This window comes from Pedobacter sp. AC212 (assembly GCF_979258625.1).
Window position 1 is genome coordinate 4,466,513 of sequence record NZ_OZ409870.1, and the last position, 19,438, is coordinate 4,485,950.

Annotated in this window: 22 protein-coding genes; 12 read left to right on the top strand and 10 right to left on the bottom strand. The window is 36.8% G+C overall.

What is annotated here, in order from left to right:
• The first annotated feature begins 33 nt into the window (after positions 1–33).
• From arr to ACZZZC_RS19205, 6 genes are all read left to right on the top strand, one after another.
• Positions 34–465, top strand: coding sequence for an NAD(+)--rifampin ADP-ribosyltransferase (gene arr, locus ACZZZC_RS19180; protein ID WP_463483610.1), 432 nt, complete (start codon positions 34–36; stop codon positions 463–465).
• A gap of 136 nt (positions 466–601) precedes the next feature.
• Positions 602–1,171, top strand: coding sequence for a Crp/Fnr family transcriptional regulator (locus tag ACZZZC_RS19185; protein ID WP_463483611.1), 570 nt, complete (start codon positions 602–604; stop codon positions 1,169–1,171).
• 76 nt (positions 1,172–1,247) lie between these two features.
• A complete protein-coding gene (locus ACZZZC_RS19190) occupies positions 1,248–1,985 on the top strand; it encodes an SDR family oxidoreductase (RefSeq protein WP_463483612.1) in 738 nt (245 codons plus the stop codon).
• 166 nt (positions 1,986–2,151) lie between these two features.
• Positions 2,152–2,718 carry a DUF4256 domain-containing protein gene (locus tag ACZZZC_RS19195; protein WP_463483613.1) on the top strand — a complete coding sequence of 189 codons (567 nt, stop codon included), beginning with the start codon at positions 2,152–2,154 and terminating at the stop codon, positions 2,716–2,718.
• A gap of 98 nt (positions 2,719–2,816) precedes the next feature.
• A complete protein-coding gene (locus tag ACZZZC_RS19200; RefSeq protein ID WP_463487917.1) occupies positions 2,817–3,191 on the top strand; it encodes an iron chaperone in 375 nt (124 codons plus the stop codon).
• Positions 3,192–3,206: 15 nt separating this feature from the next.
• A complete protein-coding gene (locus ACZZZC_RS19205; protein ID WP_463483615.1) occupies positions 3,207–3,815 on the top strand; it encodes an alpha-ketoglutarate-dependent dioxygenase AlkB family protein in 609 nt (202 codons plus the stop codon).
• Between the two features lie 59 nt (positions 3,816–3,874).
• Here the strand turns inward: ACZZZC_RS19205 and ACZZZC_RS19210 are convergent, their stop codons facing one another.
• The gene (locus ACZZZC_RS19210; RefSeq protein WP_463487918.1) at positions 3,875–4,666 is read right to left on the bottom strand and encodes a hypothetical protein; all 792 of its coding nucleotides are present in this window, start codon (positions 4,664–4,666) and stop codon (positions 3,875–3,877) included.
• 137 nt (positions 4,667–4,803) lie between these two features.
• Between ACZZZC_RS19210 and ACZZZC_RS19215 the strand changes: the two genes are divergently transcribed.
• Entirely contained in the window at positions 4,804–5,334 is a 531-nt protein-coding gene (locus ACZZZC_RS19215; protein WP_463487919.1) for a GNAT family N-acetyltransferase, read from the top strand.
• Positions 5,335–5,403: 69 nt separating this feature from the next.
• On the opposite strand, the gene ACZZZC_RS19220 is transcribed toward ACZZZC_RS19215, so the two are convergent.
• Complete coding sequence (locus ACZZZC_RS19220) at positions 5,404–5,943, bottom strand: hypothetical protein (RefSeq protein ID WP_463487920.1); 540 nt, start codon at positions 5,941–5,943, stop codon at positions 5,404–5,406.
• A 360-nt stretch (positions 5,944–6,303) separates the two neighbouring features.
• Between ACZZZC_RS19220 and ACZZZC_RS19225 the strand changes: the two genes are divergently transcribed.
• Together ACZZZC_RS19225 and ACZZZC_RS19230 are read left to right on the top strand one after the other, a co-directional pair.
• Positions 6,304–6,702, top strand: coding sequence for an META domain-containing protein (locus ACZZZC_RS19225; RefSeq protein WP_463487921.1), 399 nt, complete (start codon positions 6,304–6,306; stop codon positions 6,700–6,702).
• Positions 6,703–6,778: 76 nt separating this feature from the next.
• The gene (locus ACZZZC_RS19230) at positions 6,779–7,705 is read left to right on the top strand and encodes a YihY/virulence factor BrkB family protein (RefSeq protein ID WP_463487922.1); all 927 of its coding nucleotides are present in this window, start codon (positions 6,779–6,781) and stop codon (positions 7,703–7,705) included.
• A 47-nt stretch (positions 7,706–7,752) separates the two neighbouring features.
• Here ACZZZC_RS19230 and ACZZZC_RS19235 read toward each other — a convergent pair whose 3' ends face one another.
• Complete coding sequence (locus tag ACZZZC_RS19235; protein WP_463487923.1) at positions 7,753–8,343, bottom strand: porin family protein; 591 nt, start codon at positions 8,341–8,343, stop codon at positions 7,753–7,755.
• A gap of 21 nt (positions 8,344–8,364) precedes the next feature.
• Positions 8,365–8,661, bottom strand: coding sequence for a hypothetical protein (locus ACZZZC_RS19240; RefSeq protein WP_056851817.1), 297 nt, complete (start codon positions 8,659–8,661; stop codon positions 8,365–8,367).
• 114 nt (positions 8,662–8,775) lie between these two features.
• Between ACZZZC_RS19240 and ACZZZC_RS19245 the strand changes: the two genes are divergently transcribed.
• Positions 8,776–9,924, top strand: a complete 1,149-nt coding sequence (locus ACZZZC_RS19245) for a tetratricopeptide repeat protein (RefSeq protein WP_463487924.1) — start codon at positions 8,776–8,778, stop codon at positions 9,922–9,924.
• On the opposite strand, the gene ACZZZC_RS19250 is transcribed toward ACZZZC_RS19245, so the two are convergent.
• From ACZZZC_RS19250 to ACZZZC_RS19270, 5 genes are all read right to left on the bottom strand, one after another.
• Entirely contained in the window at positions 9,917–10,378 is a 462-nt protein-coding gene (locus tag ACZZZC_RS19250; RefSeq protein ID WP_463483621.1) for a DUF4268 domain-containing protein, read from the bottom strand. The two genes, ACZZZC_RS19245 and ACZZZC_RS19250, sit on opposite strands and share 8 nt — an antisense overlap.
• 68 nt (positions 10,379–10,446) lie before the next feature.
• Positions 10,447–13,098 carry a family 78 glycoside hydrolase catalytic domain gene (locus ACZZZC_RS19255; protein WP_463483622.1) on the bottom strand — a complete coding sequence of 884 codons (2,652 nt, stop codon included), beginning with the start codon at positions 13,096–13,098 and terminating at the stop codon, positions 10,447–10,449.
• Positions 13,099–13,252: 154 nt separating this feature from the next.
• Positions 13,253–13,840, bottom strand: coding sequence for a riboflavin synthase (locus tag ACZZZC_RS19260; RefSeq protein ID WP_463483623.1), 588 nt, complete (start codon positions 13,838–13,840; stop codon positions 13,253–13,255).
• Between the two features lie 3 nt (positions 13,841–13,843).
• A complete protein-coding gene (gene accC / locus ACZZZC_RS19265) occupies positions 13,844–15,358 on the bottom strand; it encodes an acetyl-CoA carboxylase biotin carboxylase subunit (RefSeq protein ID WP_463487925.1) in 1,515 nt (504 codons plus the stop codon).
• A gap of 58 nt (positions 15,359–15,416) precedes the next feature.
• Positions 15,417–16,439 (bottom strand): threonine aldolase family protein, encoded by a 1,023-nt coding sequence (locus ACZZZC_RS19270; protein ID WP_463487926.1) that lies wholly within the window; start codon positions 16,437–16,439, stop codon positions 15,417–15,419.
• Between the two features lie 220 nt (positions 16,440–16,659).
• Here ACZZZC_RS19270 and ACZZZC_RS19275 point away from each other — a divergent pair, with 220 nt between their 5' ends.
• Complete coding sequence (locus ACZZZC_RS19275) at positions 16,660–17,520, top strand: N-acetylglucosamine kinase (protein ID WP_463483626.1); 861 nt, start codon at positions 16,660–16,662, stop codon at positions 17,518–17,520.
• 131 nt (positions 17,521–17,651) lie between these two features.
• On the opposite strand, the gene ACZZZC_RS19280 is transcribed toward ACZZZC_RS19275, so the two are convergent.
• On the bottom strand, positions 17,652–18,341 hold the full coding sequence (locus tag ACZZZC_RS19280; protein WP_056851726.1) for an NUDIX hydrolase: 690 nt from the start codon (positions 18,339–18,341) through the stop codon (positions 17,652–17,654).
• A 109-nt stretch (positions 18,342–18,450) separates the two neighbouring features.
• Here ACZZZC_RS19280 and pfkA point away from each other — a divergent pair, with 109 nt between their 5' ends.
• Positions 18,451–19,437 carry a 6-phosphofructokinase gene (gene pfkA, locus ACZZZC_RS19285; RefSeq protein WP_056851725.1) on the top strand — a complete coding sequence of 329 codons (987 nt, stop codon included), beginning with the start codon at positions 18,451–18,453 and terminating at the stop codon, positions 19,435–19,437.
• Position 19,438 lies beyond the last annotated feature (1 nt).

Sequence of the window (19,438 nt, forward strand, 5' to 3'; positions counted from 1 at the left end):
CAAAATTCAATCATTGAATCTAACTTGATAACAATGGAAACGATCAAACCTGAAACTATTCATACGGCATTTACACAAACATTTTTTCATGGAACCAAGGCCGATTTAAAACTTGGCGACTTCATAAAAGTTGGCTTGAATTCCAATTACGGCAAGCAAACAGAAGCCAGATACATTTATTTATCCGCTACGTTAGATGCAGCGGTTTGGGGAGCCGAACTTGCTTTAGGTGATGGAAAAGAAAGGATTTATTTGGTAGAACCAACCGGTTCTATTGAAGATGATCCAAATTTAACTGATAAAAAATTCAAGGGAAATCCAACTAAATCTTATCGTTCTAAACATCCCTTTAAAGTGGTTGGAGAGGTTACCACTTGGCAAAGCCATCCAAAAGAGCAGGTTGCGGCAATGAAAACAGCGTTGGCTGCTTTAAAGGAAAAGGGAATAGATGCTATTGAAGATTAGTTTGCACATTGTTCCTTAACTAATTATTTCCCTTTCGGGATTTAATAACATCATTACACAAAACGATAATAATATCTGTCAGTCATTTTTGTCAAATGGCAATTCTTGTGAACCTTGATTTATCTATCTTGCACACATGAAACAACTTTTTGATTTTATCTTGAGATTTGGCAACCTGAACCAACAACAAATTGATTTCATTGCGTCAAAATTGTTGGTAGTCGAAATCAAAAAGGATGATTATTTCTCCGAAGCTGGCAAAATTTCCCGACAGGTAGGTTTTATTACAGAGGGTATTTTAAGAGTTTGCTATTACAATAATAAGGGCGAAGAAGTAACCAAATACTTCATTGAAGAAAACAATCTGGTGGTAGATTTAGAAAGTTTTGATAATCAAATTTGTTCCAGCGCTTACGTACAGGCAGTAACCGATTGTAAAATGATGGTTTTTGAGAGAAAAGACTGGTTAGAACTCCTACAAACCATTGTGGGTTGGGATACCATCGTACATAAAATTATTGCAAGAGCGCTGATGTTAAAAGTAGAGCGACGAAGTCCATTGGTATCAGAAGACGGTACAACCCGTTATTTAAAATTTATGGAAATTTACCCAACATTAGTTAACCGCGTACCGCTTTCCTATATTGCCTCCTACCTTGGCATAACCCAATCATCACTAAGTAGGATAAGAAAAAATATACGATAGCTACTTTTTGCCAAATGGCAAATGATTTCATCAATAAAACCTGCAGTTTTACATCATCAAATTAAAAAAGATAAAAATGAAATCAGCATTAATTACAGGAGCAAACAGAAGCATAGGATTGGAAACTGTTAAACAGTTATCTCAACAAGGAATATTTGTTTATTTAGGAAGTCGCTCCCTTCAAAAAGGAGAAGCAATAGCAAATGAACTTGCTGAAAAGGGCTTTCAAAACATTAAGGCCATCGAAATAGATGTTTTAGATACAGATTCTATTATTGCGGCTAAAAATCTCATCGAAAATGAACAGGGCAAATTGGATATTTTGATCAATAATGCCGGCATTCTTGGTGTAAGCCCACAAACAGCCACAGAAACTTCAATTTCGGAAATCAAAGATGTTTTCGATACCAATTTTTTTGGTGTGATTCAGGTTACACAAGCATTTTTACCACTCCTTAAAAAATCGGATAGTCCGAGGATTAGCAACATTACATCTGGTCTTGGATCATTAACCCTTCATAGCGACCCAACTTGGAAATACTATCCGGTAAAAACTGCAGCATACGGTACCTCCAAAGCTGCTTTAAATGCCTACACAATTGTATTGGCTTACGAGTTGAAAGACTTGCCTTTCAAAGTAAATGTAATTGATCCAGGTTATACTGCTACCGACTTTAACCATCATAATGGGCCAGGTACAGTAGAAAGCGCAGCAAGTTTTATTGTTAAACATACCCTTACCGATGAAGATGAACCAACTGGTCAGTTTTACAGTAATGATATTGAAGATGAAACAGGCATAAGCCCCTGGTAAACATCATTTAGTGATGGTTTTGCGTCCAATAGTAGGTGTAACTATTGGACTTTTTATTTTCTTAAGTTCTCTGCATTTTTCTTAACCATCACAATTTTCCATTTTGCACTAAAGATAATTTGACTAATTTTATTTGCAATCTAATCACTATTGCAACCAAATAAAAATGAGCACCACGACTAAAAAGCTATCCGAAGAACAGCGTAACGAACTATTAAATATTTTAAAACAACGCTTCGAAAAGAACATGAATAGACATGAAGGTTTATCATGGGCAGATGTTATATCGAAGCTTGATGCACAACCTGAAAAATTATGGTCGCTTAATGAAATGGAAGTTACTAGCGGTGAGCCAGATATTATTGGTTATGATGAAGAAACTGGCGAGTTTCTTTATGTTGATTGTGCTGCTGAAAGCCCTAAAGCAAGAAGAAGTTTGTGTTACGATTTAAAAGCCTGGGAATCGAGAAAAGAAAACAAGCCACAAAACAATGCGATGGATGTAGCCAGCGAAATGGGAATAGAATTACTAACCGAAGAGCAATATCGCCGATTACAAGAATTGGGCAATTTCGATTTAAAAACCTCCAGTTGGATTAAAACGCCAGAAGAGATCAGAAAACTTGGTGGCGCCCTATTTTGCGATAGGCGATACAACAAAGTTTTTACCTACCACAACGGAGCAGAATCATACTATGCTGCCAGAGGATTTCGTGGCTTGTTGAGGGTTTAAAAGTATAATTTGTCGCAACCACCAATAAAATTTGCCATTTTTACACTATCTATTTATTTACGATTGGTTGTAATTTCAGCTATCAAATTAAGCAAAGAATGAGCAACGTTAACCCAGAAATAGACCAATACATCGCTAACTTTCCGACAGAAACCCAGGAAAAACTACAGCTAGTTAGAGAAACCATAAAGGAAGCCGCCCAAGAAGCCAAAGAAAAAATTAGTTACGCCATTCCTACCTTCGATTTGTATGGAAACCTGGTGCATTATGCAGGTTATAAAAACCATATAGGCTTTTATCCGGGAAACGGCGGCATTGAAGCTTTTAAGGAGGAAATCTCAAACTACAAAAGCGCAAAAGGGTCAGTTCAATTTCCTCTAGATAAACCCTTACCTTTGGATTTAATTAGCAGAATAACCAAGTTTAGCGTTATCCAAAATTTGGCAAAAGCAAAGCTAAAATCTAAAAAATAAACTGAGTGGCACTTAATGGATTTATTTAATACCAATAGAGATCCCGATCAAAATTTATTGCCTCATAGTGGTACCGTAAATTATTTCGGCAAGTTATTTACGCCTGAAATTGCCAACGAATATTTTAACGAGTTAATGCACACCATCGAGTGGAAAAATGACGAAGCTTTTATTATGGGCAAACACATTATTACCAAACGAAAGGTAGCTTGGTATGGCGATGAGGGTTACGCTTACACCTATTCAAATGCCACTAAACATGCGCTTCCATGGACTAATTCTTTATTGGAGCTTAAAGCCATTGCAGAACAAAAAACAGGCACCAAATTTAATTCGTGCCTGTTAAACTTGTACCATAATGGCGATGAAGGAATGGCCTACCACAGCGATGATGAAAAAACTTTGGGAAAAAATACCGCCATCGCCTCTATGAGTTTTGGTGCCGAGAGAAGATTTTTATTTAAGCATAAGCAGACCAAAGAAACGATCACCACTTTTTTGGAACACGGCAGTTTATTGGTGATGAAAGACGAAACCCAAACCTTTTGGTTACACCGCTTACCGCCGAGCAAAAAAGTAACTAAACCCCGAATCAATTTGACCTTTAGAACGATGGTTGTTTAATGAATCATCTGATAAAAACTTTCTAGTTGTTTATTTCATCAGATGAAACCATTAAAGACTTAGTGTTTAAATTCTCTGATGTCTACAATGCGGTCATCATCGGGGTTTGCTTTCAAAAACGAAGTGCCGCGACTGTTTTTCTCCCAGCTATAATTTTGTTGAATCTCTCTCACCATAGTTTCAGAGTTTAACACCTTTGCAGGAACTGGTAAAGTCATAGTTTCACCCGTTAAATAATTTACCTGGTATAACCCTTTATCAACTGCGAAAACAAGTGTCGATTTATCAGCAGAATATAAAATGAAGTTACCCTGAATCAGTTCTGATGGATTTTGTCTTTTAATAGGATAAACCTTTCCACGCACAGTAGCCACCACAAAATCGTTATTTACCACTACCGTTGTCCGGGTGATTTCTTCCAAACCTTTGGCAAAATCTTTATCCTTAGCCCCTTTTGAAGGCATTGATAATGCTACCGCCATTGGTAACCCATCTTTAAGTGTGATGATATAGAATGGCGATATTTTTCCGGCACCATCTGCTATTTGTACCAACACTGCAGTTTTTTGTGAGTTGATAAATCGGGCGTCCTGATATTTCTTGGCCAGAGGTTTCGATCCATCTTGAATGTATAACGCAGTATCTTTTAATTTAACCGTAAAACCACCAGAGCTATCCGGATTCTTATCGTAAACATCTTTAATGGCCAGAATCTTATCCTTGAATTTGGGAAATTCATTAAAATCATCTTGATCAGCAAATGCTTTTGATGTTAGGGTTTTTTCGAGCCCTCCGCCCGTACAACCAAATAAAATAACCGATAGAAAAAGAGCAAATAGTGTGTTTTTCATAAAAAGGAATAGCTTTAATTTTTTGGCTAATTTATCATCTTTTGTTGCTTTAAAATTAAAAGCCCATGAATTAAATTTCTGATTAACAAAAAAAATACATGATTGCATTCTATTGAAAACTAACTAAATTTAGAAAAATGAGTGTTACGATAGAAACAGAAAGGCTAATTCTTCGCGAATTGGAAGAAACTGATGCACAAGGAATGTTTGACTTAGACAGCGACCCTGCTGTACATCAGTTTTTAGGCAACAAACCAGTGTTAACACTCGAACAAAGTTTTGCCGATATTGCATACATTCAGCAGCAGTATATTGAAAACGGCATTGGCCGTTGGGCAGTGATTGAAAAAGATTCCAATCAATTTGTGGGCTGGAGCGGTTTAAAATTAATTAAAGAAACTTATAATAACCATTGTAATTATTATGATCTCGGTTATCGTTTCATCAAGAAATTTTGGGGTAAAGGCTATGCTACTGAATCTGCTCAAGCATCGATGAAATACGGCTTTGAAATCTTAAAACTAAACGAAATTATTGGTATTGCCGATACGGAAAATTTAGCTTCAATAAAAGTCTTAGAAAAATTAGGTTTGCAAAAAATCAACATTTTCGATTACCATGGGAGAGCACATCACTGGTTGAAAGTGGAAAAATCTGAACAGAACTGAAGTTTTTTAAGTAAGCGGAAGGTAACTTGACCTCTCGTCTAAAAAAATCTTCCTCGAGCGATCAATTCCTTACCATTTCCAATTTAAATCTTCCTGATATTGTACATTCACTTTTTTGGCAAGCTCAATTAAATCATTCCTCAATTCGCTAACATTATTTAGTTCACTTTTTGGAATGATTAATCCTTCAAATTTTAATTTAATAAAGAAATAATTCTGAGTTTCATCGATAGAACTAATTTGAGCTAAGAACACATTAGATTGCCCAGCAACGCTTTCGTTATGTAAGTGAGTATCCGTAACTTTCAACTTTACTTCCTTAAAAAATCTACTCTCATACACCTTTACTTTCTTTTTATAATAGTGAAAATAATGTCTTCTCATCCTACCCGAATGAAAAAATGTAATGATTGCCAAAATACAAACAAGCACTAAAGCCATCAGCATTTCTTCTTTCCAAACGAGAAATCCAATGATAATGGAAATAATAAACAAATAGGCTAGCCAAGTTCTGAGGATGATTTGTTTTAGTTTTCCTTCCTTTTTGAAGAAGTACAGATTGGCCTGTAAAAAATCCTCTTCTTTTAAAATATATTTAATGTCAATCACTGTTTTTTATTTATGATAAGCGCTTTTAAGGGTATAATTAAAAATTGTTCAAACCAACCCGTATCAGCTCAAAATTAATTAATCTCTCTATAGTTTAAAATTATAAGGCAGTGAATTTTAGATATTCAGCTGGAACATACACAAATTCTTGACAGCTATTCGGATTAGCAGGGCTTATCATTTTTCAGCCGTTTGTTGGGCAACCCTAAAGCAACGACATCAACTGTAATCTTTGCGCAGTATGGTTTTACAAATTCTTGCCTCAAAGGTAGAATCCAGCTTTCTTAAACCAAACAATATCAATTGCGCAACTATGATCTTGGTTTAGTTTTTGATGTCAATTTTGAAAAATAAAAATCCATGAAAAATTTACTTATTTGTTGCCTGGTAGTGTGCCTATTTAGTGCTTGTTTAGAAAAATTTGACCAAAATAAATTGACTCAAACCAAATGGGAACTCACTGAACTACCGGGTTTAACTTTACCAACCACCGCAAAGGCAACTTTAAACTTCGGCGACAGTTTAAAAGTAACTGGCAAATCTTTTTGCAATAACTATGGAGGCAAGGCAGAGGTGGTTGATAATAAAATTATGCTTAAAAATTTATTTAGCACCAAAATGTTTTGTCAGGAAACCGATGCTGCTGAGCGTGCTTATTTACAAGCAATTAATCAGGTTAATGCCGCAAAAATTGAAAATAACCAACTTACCTTATCAAACGGCACACAAAAGCTGTTGGTTTTTAGTAAAATAGATTAGCAATATTTTAAATATTCAAAAGCCCGAAATGAACCTTTTTTAGTATTTTCGGGCTTTTAGTTTTTATATTGAAACAATGCCATTAAAAATCAACCTGGATTTTAAGTTCTTTTTTGCTACTGCTAGAAATGCTTTTTCTTTGTTTCAAAAAAACGACCCATTACGTTTAGCAGGGGCAACCGCATTTTTCACCAACTTTGCGCTCCCTCCTATTTTGATTATTTTAATCAGGTTGTTTGGGATGTTTACCGATAGACGAATGTTGGCAACTAACCTGTTTGAGCGTTTGGCAAACATTCTTGATGATGACAGTATCCAACAAATTAGATCAACCTTAAGAAACATTCGGGGGGTAGATCAAGCCTGGTACATCACCCTTTTCAGTTTTATTTTTTTTCTTTTCGTAGCTACTACCCTTTTCAACGTGATCAAAAATTCGCTGGAACAAATTTGGAACATCGGGCAAAAAGACAAAAAAGGAGTTTTAAGTACCTTAAAGTCTCGGGCAATTTCTATGATTATTATCCTATTGGCAGGCATTCTTTTTTTTATCGGTCTACTTGCCGATAGTGTTCAAGCCATTATAGGTGCTTATTTAAAAACCAATTCACCTTCATTCGGATTGATTTTAACTTCAATTTTAAATCAGATTGTATTTGTAATTATCGTTACAACTTGGTTTACCATGCTGTTTCGGTATTTAACTAATGGAAGGCCAACATGGAAAGCGGCATTGTCTGGTGGCTTACTTACAGGCTGCTTGTTTACTGCAGGAAAATACATTTTACGCATTTTGTTGCCGCTAAGCAATATCAGTAACATATATGGCTCTGCAGGGTCACTCATTGTAATTATGCTGTTCGTGTTTTATTCTTCCTTAATATTTTACTTCGGAGCATCTTACATAAAGGCTTTAAGCATTGGTCGAGAAACACCGATTATTCCAAAAAATGGCTCTTACGCTTACGAGTTAACAGAAGTGGATACAGAAAAACCGGAATAAAAAAAAGCAAATCTTTCGATTTGCTTTCTTACATGGGATGCTTTTTACTAGAATAATCTGTAACCAAGGCCTACAGTAAACAAATTTAACTTCGTTCCTGGATAACCTGATTTGTTAATTTTTGACAAACCAAGTTCGTACCTTGCTTCCAAACTAAGCTTCTTTATATCTACTCCAGCTCCAAATTGCCAAGCCAAAGCCTGATTTTTAAAATCGGCTCTAAATACGCTTCCCGCAGCTTGACCGAAACTCTGGTTTTCATCAATAATTAAAGAGAACATTGGCCCTGTGTTTAATCTAACGCCAATACCAGCAGCGCCGAACTTTGTACCTATTAACAAAGGCACATCTAAGCTTGTGAAGCGAACTTTGTTTACCTCTCCCGTTGCATCGCTAATTAAATCAGCTTTCTTGCCTGATAAATACAGTTCTGGTTGAAAATGGATTCCCGCTGCACCAATCCTGGCCCAAACTCCGCCATAAAATCCGGCACGGTTATCACTGCTAAAAGTATTCTCCGAATCAAACTTGGAGAAGTTAGCTCCTGCTTTTAAACCAAACTGAAATGAGGGTAAAATTTGCGCACTTGCAAAAAAGCATACCAATAAGAATGCTGCTGTTAAAGATAAAAATTTCATAATAGGGATGATTTAGAGTTCTTAGCTTGTTGCGTTGTTAATAGCTTCTTGTTCTTTCAAAGCATCAACATTGTTTTTATTGCCAAAATTTTCTGTTTTGTTAGCGAAGTAGTCTAAAATAGATACAATCGTATCCAAATTGTCTGCCAGTCTCTGATGCATATCGCCAGCATCTTTTTCTAACCTTGTATCGCCAAGTTCAATATTATCAACTTCAATTTTACCAATCTTTTGAATAAGTGCCTGTTGCGAATTTTGTAAATCCTCAAGTTCACGCACAATCTTTTCCATTAATTCAAACTTCTTTAAAGTATTCATAGCTTTTGATTTTATACTGTTTCCTAATAAACCCCTACCTGTCCATTTTGTTTTTATTCAATTTATTTGGAATTACAAAAAACAACTAATAAATTAGTTTAAAACTTTTCAAGTATGAAAAAAATTATTTTCGTTGCTGTCGGATTGATGTTTAATATCATTGTTTTCGGTCAACAACTGGCGTTAGATAAAGACAAACTATTTGATTTCTATCAAAATCAACGTTATGCGGAAGCTGCGGAATACCTTAAACAGAATTACGGTGAAAATACCGACGACTTGAAAGCCTTAACTCAAATGGGTTATTGTTTTTTGATGGCAGGTAATAATGTGGAGGCAGAAAAATATTATTTAAAGGCCAATTCACTGCAATCTAAAAGTTTGCCTATCCTTTTTAATCTGGCCAGCATTAATAACCGAAGAGGCAATACCGATAAAGCAAAACAGTATTATGGCGAAATTGTGGAAATTGATAGCAATAATTTTATCGTTTACAAGCTTTTGGCTAACCTGTACAACTCTAATAAAGACTCGTTAAAGCGTGTTTATTTATTAAAGGCAAATAAACTCATGCCTACTGATGGCGATGTTGCCGTAGATCTGGCAGAAGTTCATGCCTTATATCAAGATTACGGAAAAGCTTACGAGGTTTTAAATGTTGCGATTAAAGCCGATAATGAAAATTTTGTTTTACAGAGAACGAAACTGCCAATAGCTAATTATCTGAAAAAATATGATGAGGTAATTGTTGCGGGCGAAGCACTATTAAAGATTGGACCAGACGCTGCAGTGATAAAAGATGTGGCAAAAGCTTATTACTTCACCAAAAAATATGATAAAGCAGTTGCGTTGTTTACCCAATTGGAGAAAATGCAGATGCAAAATGAAAACACTTTATACTTTACAACGCTATGTTATCGCTATTTAAAAAACTTTAAAATGGCAGCAATTTATGCTAGGAAAACAATTGAGGAGGGCATTTCGCCCAATATCCCTAACTATTACGCACTATTAGGTTTGGCTTACGAAGAGAACCAGCAATACTCATTGGCAAATGCTGCTTATAAAAAAGGGCTTTTTTTTGATACCAACCCTACTTTGTATTATCGCCTTGCGATACTGTATGATACAAAATTAAAACAGGTTAAAACAGCCAAAAATTATTATAAACTTTATTTAAAAAGCAAACCCGATGTTAAGATAGACGGGCAGGAAATTAAATTTGCACAGGCAAGGATTGAGCAAATGGATTTAACTAAATAAGATCTTCGAAGACCGGCTTTACATGATCCCAAAATTCATCTAAAGCAATAATACGAGGTTTAAAGAAGGAAATAAGATCTGGCCAATGCTGTTGGTTGAAAACACTTACAGCGGTTAATGAAGTATAAATTTGACTTACCGTTTTGCCATAATCGTCGGTAAAATCCTTTGCCCAATCCCATTCCTCATTCATGGTATTAGTAAACATCAGTTTAAATTCTTCAAACTGTTCGAAAATCAAATGCCTGATGTCGGGATCGGAATGGGTAAGCTGAATGGCAATAATCGCTTGGTTGTTGGTCACATCCATTTTAAAGAAGATGTTTTTTACACCAGTTTTGTAATTCACCCAATGTACAGTAGATCCGCTTGCCGATGGAACAGGTTTCATATACTGCCCAAAGCTGATCCAAAATTGTTGCCTTAACCTCGCTGCCTCTTCTTTGCTATACATATTAAATTTATACTGCTGCTACAATCGAAATTATCGTTTATGAAGCAACAGCCTGCAATATTAAAGCATTAATATCTGTATTCAAAATGATAATTTCCTGATCCAATTTTTTCCTTTTTATCGGTTTTCGGCAATATTACAGTAGCCGTTGAGTTAGCCGGAATAGTTACGTCTAATTTAAAAATACCATTTTCTAATGTCCACGATGATTTTACCAAACCATAAACCGTTTCCAGTTCTGCAGCTGCGCTCGATAATTTACCACCAGGTTTTGGAGCAATTAATACCTCCTTATAACCAGGATTTTCTGCAACAGGATTTATGCCTGTTATATTTTTGTACATCCAATCGCCAATGGCACCATATGCATAATGATTGAAAGAATTCATATCTGGTGTTTGAAAAGATCCATCTTGTTTAATACCGTCCCATCTTTCCCAAATGGTAGTAGCACCCATTTTTACTGGATATAACCATGAAGGATAACCTTCTTGCATCAATAAATCGTAAGCTACGTTATCATAACCAAAACGACTTAATACATGGCATAAATACGGTGTTCCTAAAAAACCTGTGGTTAAATGGTTACCATAATCTTTAATATTCTGCACCAATCTTTCTGCCGCTTGTTTCCGGTTTTCTTCTGGTAACATATCGAATTGCAAAGCCAAAACATAGGCCGTTTGCGTATTCGAAGCCAACTTGCCATTTGCAGTCATGTTTTCATTTACATAAGCTTGCTTAATTCTTTTCAGTAGCGCTTCATATTGATTTACATCATCGGTTTTTCCCAAAACTTTTGCTGCGTTGATAAGCAGTTGCGTAGAGTGTGCGTAAAATGTTTGTGCAATCATATACTTATCCGTTACGGCTGCACGGCCATCATTATCATCATTTGGCCGATAAAACAACCAATCGCCGAAGTGCGAACCCGAGTTCCATAAATCATTTTTAGCTACCGATGAAATATAATTTACCCACTTTTTCATACTGGTATATTGAGCGGTTAAAATTCCTTTATCGCCATAGGCAACATACATATCCCAGGGAATTATCGTTGCTACATCAGCCCAGCCTGCCGACCCCGCATCGCGTTTATTAAGCACATTTGGTACTACATACGGCACACTTCCATTTTCCAATTGATCTGCCGAAACATCTTTCATCCACTTGGTAAAAAATCCGGCAACATCCATGTTGTAAGCTGCTGTGGTTGCAAAAGCTTGTGCATCGCCAGTCCAACCCAAACGTTCATCTCTTTGTGGACAATCGGTAGGAACATCAACAAAATTTCCTTTTTGTCCCCATTGGATATTATGCTGCAACTGATTTAACATTGTATTCGAACTGGTAAAATTGCCCGTTTGTTTCATGTCTGAATATATGGCTACTGCTGTGAGTGCATCCGTAGTTAATTCTCCAGGATAGCCATCAATTTTTACATACCGAAACCCTTGGAAAGTAAAATGTGGCTCAAAACTTTGTGCTAAATTATCTTTAAGAATATATTCGTTCGATTGCTTCGCTGAACGCAAGTTGGTGGTATAGAAATTGCCTGCTTTATCCAATACCTCGGCATGGTTTAGCGTTATTTTTGTGCCTGCTGTTCCTTTGGCTTTTAATATTACCCAACCCACCATGTTCTGTCCGAAATCTACCACGGTCTCTCCCAGTGGCGTTTTGAAAATTTTAATCGGTTTAAAGATTTCATGTTTCCTCACGGGAGGACCACTCATCCCCACCAATTTTACTTTATCTTTAGGAAGAATTTTTGTCGCTTTCCATAGTGCGTTCTCTTTGAAACCTACATGATCCCATCCAGCTTGCTCTTTTCGAGCATCGTAAGTTTCTCCATTATAAATATCTGATGATAAAATCGGTCCATTGGAAGTTTTCCAAGTATCATCCGTGATAAAAATTTCTTTGGTTCCATCCGCATAAACAACTTCTAATTGAAAAAGTAAGGCCCTGGTATCACCGTAAAACTTACTTTGCCCTGCGAAACCTATTCTACCTTTATACCAACCATCGCCTAAAGTAACACCAAAAGCATTTAAACCTGTTTTTACAAACTTGGTTAAATCATAAACCTGATATTGTAAATGATCCTGATAACTCGTCCACCCTGGTGCAAAATAGTGGTCGCTTATTCGCTGGCCATTTAATCGAGCTTCATATAAACCTTTGGCTGTAATATAAGCGGTAGCTGTTTTTACTTTCTTGCGAATATTAAATTCCTTTCTAAGCATTGGGCTCGCTAACGAAGTATCTTTACCATCAACAGTTATCCAATTAGCAACCCAATCTCTTTCCGTTAAACCCATTTGAAACCATTGCACTTGCGACCATTTCGATGCATTCCCATGATTGTCTTTCACCCTCACCTGCCAAAAATATTTTGTTTTCGATTCCAGATCAGGACCAGCGTAAGTTACTAGTACAGATTGATCACTCTTTTTAGTTGAAGTCCAAACTCTACTCTTGTCAATCGCTTCGCTTTTCCCTACCCTTATTTCGTAGCTGGTTTGCAATGTATTTTTAATAGCTGATTGCATCTTCCAACTAAACCTTGGTTTGGAATTATCTAAGCTAAAAGGATTTACTAAATGCTCAACAGTTAAATTTTGTACGACGATTTTTTGAGAAAACCCTTCGGCAACAGAAAAAACAAGAACTGTAAAAACAATAAAAAGGCGAGAAAACAGTATGGATAGGCTCATATTGAAATTATTTAAATTTGGCTTTGGTAATACTATAATCCGCATTAAATCAAGGCTAACTGTCCTGTACAGTTATGCATAAAAGAAAAGACTTGGTTTAAATAACCAAGGCCAAGCTTACTAACTAAAATATTACTTTTAATCCTCTATGTTTCTACTTGTTTGCCATTAAACGAGCAACATATTTACCAATAATATCGAACTCCAAATTTACGGTATCGCCAACTTCAACCTGATGTAAATTAGTATGTTCAAAAGTGTAGGGGATGATGAAAACAGAAAATTCATCGGCTTGAGAGTTAACAACTGTTAAACTAATTCCATTTACGCAGGCAGAACCTTTTTCAACAGTTACATTTCCGGCAGAGGCATCATATTTAAACCGATACTCCCAACTGCCATCCAACTCTTCGCGTTTCACGCAAACGGCAGTCTGATCTACATGGCCTTGAACGATATGCCCATCCAAACGGGCATTCATTTGCATACAACGCTCCAGGTTAATTTTGCTCCCTACCTTTAAATAACTGAGGTTGGTTTTACTCAAAGTTTCATCAATTGCAGTAACAGTATGTGTATCTTCAGTTAAGCCTACAACGGTAAGACAAACCCCATTGTGTGCAACACTTTGGTCGATTTTGAGCTCGTGGCTAATAGACGAAGAAATAGTGAAATGAATATTAGTGTGATCGGTTTTGATGGCTTTTACTTCGCCCAGGTTTTCTATAATTCCAGTAAACATTACTTAAAGTTTAATTCTATTTTTTCTCCAATTGGAGGATTCTGCAACTGTGCTATCCAACTTTTTAGCCTCTTTCTTATTGTCAAAAAGCCTGACTGCAACCAGGGCTGCTATCAAGGCTTCTGTCTCGTCGGCGCTTTTAAGGCTTTCGGCATTAAAGTATTTGCCAACAAAGTGAGTATCAAAATCTCCAGTTCTAAACGCTTCATGCTGCATTACAAATTTACCAAAACCCAAAGTAGTTTCGATCCCAGTAATATCATATTCGTCAATTGCCCTGATCATTCTTTGGATAGCTTCTTCCCTATCTTTTCCAAAAGTAATTAGTTTTGCAATCATCGGGTCGTAATAAATCGGTATCTCCATGCCTTGTTCAAAGCCATCATCTACCCTTACACCATTGCCTTTTGGGGTTTTGTACGTTTGCAGCGTACCAATATCTGGTAAAAAATTATTGTTAGGATCTTCGGCATACACACGCAATTCAACTGCATGCCCGTTTATTTTTAAATCTTCCTGATTAAAACTAAGGGCTTCGCCCGATGCGATTTTTATCTGTTCTTTTACTAAATCTATTCCAGTGATCAATTCTGTAACCGGATGCTCTACTTGCAAACGGGTGTTCATTTCCAAGAAGAAAAAATCGAGGTTTTCATCCAAAATAAACTCAACCGTTCCTGCACCGGTATAATTTACAGATCGAGCAACATCAACCGCACACTTGCCCATCTTTTCTCTAATTTCTGGGGTTAGCACGGATGACGGCGCTTCTTCTACCACCTTCTGATGTCTCCTTTGAACTGAGCACTCACGTTCGAAAAGATGAACAATATTACCATGCTCATCGCCCAATACTTGAATTTCGATATGCCTTGGTGAGGTAACATATCTTTCTATAAAAACTGCTCCATCTCCAAAAGCTGAGGTAGCTTCACTTACGGCCAACTGCATTTGTTCTTCAAAAGCATCTACAGATTCTACAATTCGCATGCCTTTACCCCCTCCGCCCGCAGCAGCCTTAATTAAAATCGGAAAACCAACCTCAACAGCTCTTGCTTTAGCTTCCGAAACATCTTTTATGGCCTCTTCTGTACCAGGAACCATTGGGATATTATACTTAAGTGCTGCCGCCTTTGCTGATAATTTATTTCCCATAATTTCCATTGCCTTCGCAGAAGGGCCAACCAATATTAACCCCGCATCGGCCACCTGTTGTGCAAAACCTGCATTTTCGGAAAGAAATCCGTAACCAGGATGAATGGCATCAGCTCCTGTTTCTTTACAAGCCTGGATAATTTTTTCACCTACCAAATAGCTCTGGTTAGAAGGTGCAGGTCCGATAAAAATTGCTTCATCTGCATAGCGAACATGCAATGCATTGCGATCAGCTTCTGAAAAAACAGCCACCGTTTTTATTCCCATTTCCTTTGCCGAACGCATAATTCGCAAAGCGATTTCTCCACGATTGGCGATAAGGAGTTTGGATATTTTAAGCTGTTCTTTATCTGGTATCGACATCTGGCTAGAGTTTATTAAGTTATTTTTTCAGTATCCTTAAAGAAGAATCAATCTGTTATTACAAATGTAAAATTATTTCGATAGCCTCATCAATCATCGATTGATTAAGGTCCAAATGTGTTACCAACCTGATGGTGCTTGCACTTGTGGTATTGCAGTGAAGGCCTTTTTCTTGCAACTGATCAACGATTTTTTGAGCCGATCCTTTCGCTACCTCGAAAATCAAAATATTGGTTTCTACAGGCATAATCGATTTAACATAACTCGTTCTTGCTAAGGCGCCCGCCAATGCTTTCGCATGATCATGATCTTCTTTCAATCTTTCGACATGATGATCAAGCGCATAAATACCTGCAGCAGCTAGAAACCCCGCCTGGCGCATACCTCCACCAAAGGCTTTTCTGATTTTCCGGGCCTTATTAATCATATCTTTCGATCCCAATAATACTGACCCTACAGGTGCACCCAAACCTTTTGATAAACAAATTGATATACCATCAAAATATTTTCCATAGGCACTTGCTTTGTCGCCAGTGGCTACAAGTGCATTGAAAACCCGAGCACCGTCTAAATGCAGCTTTAGTCCTTTTATGTTACATAAGTGATGGATCGGCGCAATTTGATCCAAAGTATAGCATTTCCCGCCTCCCTTATTGACTGTATTTTCCAGAACCACCAGGCTCGAATTTGGGTAGTGAATATTATCTTCGTTTATTTCAGGCTCAATCAATTCAGGCGTAAGAATACCCCGATCGCCATAAAGTAACCTCACCGATGCGCCCGAATGATAGGCAATGCCACCTATCTCATATCGATAAACGTGAGCGGTTTGATCACAAATTACCTCATCCATCGGTTGCGTAAAACATTTAATAGCAATTTGGTTCGTCATTGTTCCCGATGGACAAAATAAGCCTGACTCCATATTAAACATCAATGCCAATTTCTGCTCGAGTGCGGCTACGGTTTCATCTTCCCCGAAAACATCGTCGCCAACTTTGGCACTCATCATCGCCTCTAGCATCCCGGCGGTTGGCTTTGTTACGGTATCACTTCTAAAATCTAAAAATCTGCTCTTCATTTTTGTATGAAATGTAAATATTTTTTTACGGTTAAGAAAAAAGACCAATGCCTTTTCTGGTATAATTTTAAGGTTTTTAGGCCATTAAGCACTGTATATAGTGTATTTTTTACACACTTAATTTTAAACAACAACAAATTGTTAAAAAATTATTAAAAAAAAAGATACAAAATATAAGAGTTTTTATACTTTTATCGTGCTAAAACCAAAAATAAATAAAATGATAGTAATTGCAGACGGTGGATCAACCAAAACAAATTGGTGCTTGATTAACGAGGCCGGCAGAAAAATTTACTTTAACACCGAGGGTTACAATCCATATTTTTCCAAAGGAGAATACATTGTAAAGTCTTTGAATGAAACTCTTCCAGACCACTTGGAAAGAGAAAAATTAACAGGAGTTTACTATTATGGTGCTGGATGTTCTACCCCGGGTAATGTAAAAATTGTGGCTGATGCCATGAAACAGGTTTTTACTAATGCCGAGATTTTTGTTGGTCATGATTTACTTGCCTCTTGCAGAGCACTTCTAGGAAACGAGCCAGGATTTGCTGCTATTTTAGGTACGGGAACCAATTCATGTCTATACGATGGAACAGATATCACATTGAACATCGACTCATTAGGTTACTTTTTAGGCGATGAAGGAAGTGGTTCTTTTATCGGTAAACGCATTTTGGGTGATTACATGAAAGGTTACATGCCAAAAGGATTACGTGAAGCATTTTACGATAACTATGCTTTAACAAATGAGGATATTTTCGACAATATCTACAACAAGCCTTTGCCAAATCGTTTCTGTGCCAGCTTCAGTAAATTCTTATACGATTTTAAAGATAATTATGAAGATTATGCATTTAGCACAATCGATTATGCATTTACCTCATTTTTTGAGGCATTGGTTATTCACTATCCAAACTATAAAGATCACAAATTGAACTGCGTAGGTTCCGTAGGTTACAGCTTCCGCGATATTTTAAGTATTGTAGCTGATAGATACGAAATGGGCGTTGGAAAAATCATCCGCTCTCCTATAGATGATTTAGTGCATTATCACTTAGAACTAGCTCCAAAAAAATAGTTTGGAGTTGGGAGTCTTAAGTCATTCTTTATAAACCAAATAAGCCAGATTTGAAATCTCAAATCTGGCTTATTTGTTAAAAGCGCTCTATTCACACTTTGTCTTTCAACTTTTAACTTTTAACTTTTAACTTAAAAAGATATCTCTTTCCCAAAAAGTTTAGCGTACTTTCTTTTATCAAAACGATACAAAGTGGCAGCTCGGTAAGAAACTCCTTTTTGTTTTTCATCCAATTCCTTCAACACACCAAAACTTACAATTTTCTTCCTGAAATTTCTTTTATCAAGCTTTTTACCCAATACCAACTCATAAACATGCTGCAATTGCGTTAAGGTAAACTTCTCTGGCAAAAGCTCGAAAGCAATTGGCTGATGTTTAATTCTTCGCTTTATTTTTTCTAAACCTTTATCATAAATCTTTTGGTGATCGAAAGCTAGTTTCGGCAAATCGGTAATGGGTAACCAGTTTGCCCTTTTGGCATAAGTACTGATCGGGCGAAGTTCTTTATCGCCACCCAAACGGATCAAAGCATAATAAGCCAAAGTAATTACCCTACCCTGCGGGTGCCTATTAGGATCGCCAAAAGCATAATATTGCTCCATGTAAATGCCACGGAGACCTGTAAGTTCGTATAAAATTCTAGAGGCTGATTGATCTAAACTTTCATCGGCACCAACAATGTTACCGGGCAGTGCCCACCAATCTTTAAATGGTTCTTCATTCCTTTCAATGAGAAGGATTTTTAATTCCTTTCCATCAAATCCAAACAAAACGCAATCTATCGAGAATACTGAATCTAAATGAGGTAAAATTTGTTCCAAGGTAAAATTTAGTTATTTTAAGCAGATAAAGGTATGACTTTCAATATTAAGTAAAAAAAATAAAAAAAATTACTTAGTGTAAAAATTACACACTATATTCGTATCATAGATGGAGCCAAATATTAAAAATATAGCTGTACTTACTTCTGGTGGCGATGCCCCAGGAATGAATGCTGCAATCAGAGCTGTTGTTCGTACCGGAATATATCATGGCATTAACATGTTTGGTGTTATGCAAGGATATCAAGGACTAATAACCGACAATATAAAACCAATGGATGCCCGATCTGTAAGCAATATTTTACACTTGGGCGGAACGATTTTAAAGACCGCACGTTGCCTTGAATTTAAAACTGATGAAGGACAACAAATAGCCTATAATAATTTAAAGAAAAATAATATCGATGGATTAGTGGTTATTGGGGGCGATGGAACTTTTACAGGCGCCAAGAGGTTTTCGGAAACTTTCGGTGTTAAAGTAATCGGTATTCCTGGTACTATTGATAACGACTTAGTGGGTTCGGATTTTACCCTGGGATATGACACTGCCATTAACACCGTTATTGAAGCAATCGATAAAATTCGGGATACTGCAGATGCACACGACCGATTATTTTTTATCGAAGTAATGGGAAGAGATTCTGGCTGTATTGCTTTAAGAAGCTCGATAGCCAGTGGTGCAGAAGCGGTTTTATTACCAGAGAGAGAAACCAGCGTTACCGAATTGATCGATAAACTTGCTTTAGGCGCTGCAACAAAAAAATCATCGAGTATTGTTATTGTTGCCGAAGGACACAAGCAAGGTGGTGCTTATGATATTGCCAAAAAAGTGAAGGAAACGTTTGATCATTACGATACCAAAGTAACCATCCTCGGCCATTTGCAACGTGGCGGAAGTCCAAGTAGTTTTGATAGGATTTTGGGTAGCAGACTGGGATTTGCAGCAGTTAATGCTTTAATTGCTGGAGAAACCGAACAAATGGTTGGCTTAAAAGGCAATGAAATAAAATTAACCAGCATTGCAGAAGCTTTAACGGCACACAGCTTCAAACTGGAACCGGATTTAATGGAAATGACTGAAGTTTTATCTATATAAT

Bases quoted from the DNA above. Each gene is read 5' to 3' on its own strand.
- arr (WP_463483610.1), top strand. From the start codon at position 34: ATGGAAACGATCAAACCTGAAACTATTCATACGGCATTTACACAAACA.
- ACZZZC_RS19185 (WP_463483611.1), top strand. From the start codon at position 602: ATGAAACAACTTTTTGATTTTATCTTGAGATTTGGCAACCTGAACCAA.
- ACZZZC_RS19190 (WP_463483612.1), top strand. From the start codon at position 1,248: ATGAAATCAGCATTAATTACAGGAGCAAACAGAAGCATAGGATTGGAA.
- ACZZZC_RS19195 (WP_463483613.1), top strand. From the start codon at position 2,152: ATGAGCACCACGACTAAAAAGCTATCCGAAGAACAGCGTAACGAACTA.
- ACZZZC_RS19200 (WP_463487917.1), top strand. From the start codon at position 2,817: ATGAGCAACGTTAACCCAGAAATAGACCAATACATCGCTAACTTTCCG.
- ACZZZC_RS19205 (WP_463483615.1), top strand. From the start codon at position 3,207: ATGGATTTATTTAATACCAATAGAGATCCCGATCAAAATTTATTGCCT.
- ACZZZC_RS19210 (WP_463487918.1), bottom strand. From the start codon at position 4,666: ATGAAAAACACACTATTTGCTCTTTTTCTATCGGTTATTTTATTTGGT.
- ACZZZC_RS19215 (WP_463487919.1), top strand. From the start codon at position 4,804: ATGAGTGTTACGATAGAAACAGAAAGGCTAATTCTTCGCGAATTGGAA.
- ACZZZC_RS19225 (WP_463487921.1), top strand. From the start codon at position 6,304: ATGAAAAATTTACTTATTTGTTGCCTGGTAGTGTGCCTATTTAGTGCT.
- ACZZZC_RS19230 (WP_463487922.1), top strand. From the start codon at position 6,779: ATGCCATTAAAAATCAACCTGGATTTTAAGTTCTTTTTTGCTACTGCT.
- ACZZZC_RS19235 (WP_463487923.1), bottom strand. From the start codon at position 8,343: ATGAAATTTTTATCTTTAACAGCAGCATTCTTATTGGTATGCTTTTTT.
- ACZZZC_RS19240 (WP_056851817.1), bottom strand. From the start codon at position 8,661: ATGAATACTTTAAAGAAGTTTGAATTAATGGAAAAGATTGTGCGTGAA.
- ACZZZC_RS19245 (WP_463487924.1), top strand. From the start codon at position 8,776: ATGAAAAAAATTATTTTCGTTGCTGTCGGATTGATGTTTAATATCATT.
- ACZZZC_RS19250 (WP_463483621.1), bottom strand. From the start codon at position 10,378: ATGTATAGCAAAGAAGAGGCAGCGAGGTTAAGGCAACAATTTTGGATC.
- ACZZZC_RS19255 (WP_463483622.1), bottom strand. From the start codon at position 13,098: ATGAGCCTATCCATACTGTTTTCTCGCCTTTTTATTGTTTTTACAGTT.
- ACZZZC_RS19260 (WP_463483623.1), bottom strand. From the start codon at position 13,840: ATGTTTACTGGAATTATAGAAAACCTGGGCGAAGTAAAAGCCATCAAA.
- accC (WP_463487925.1), bottom strand. From the start codon at position 15,358: ATGTCGATACCAGATAAAGAACAGCTTAAAATATCCAAACTCCTTATC.
- ACZZZC_RS19270 (WP_463487926.1), bottom strand. From the start codon at position 16,439: ATGAAGAGCAGATTTTTAGATTTTAGAAGTGATACCGTAACAAAGCCA.
- ACZZZC_RS19275 (WP_463483626.1), top strand. From the start codon at position 16,660: ATGATAGTAATTGCAGACGGTGGATCAACCAAAACAAATTGGTGCTTG.
- pfkA (WP_056851725.1), top strand. From the start codon at position 18,451: ATGGAGCCAAATATTAAAAATATAGCTGTACTTACTTCTGGTGGCGAT.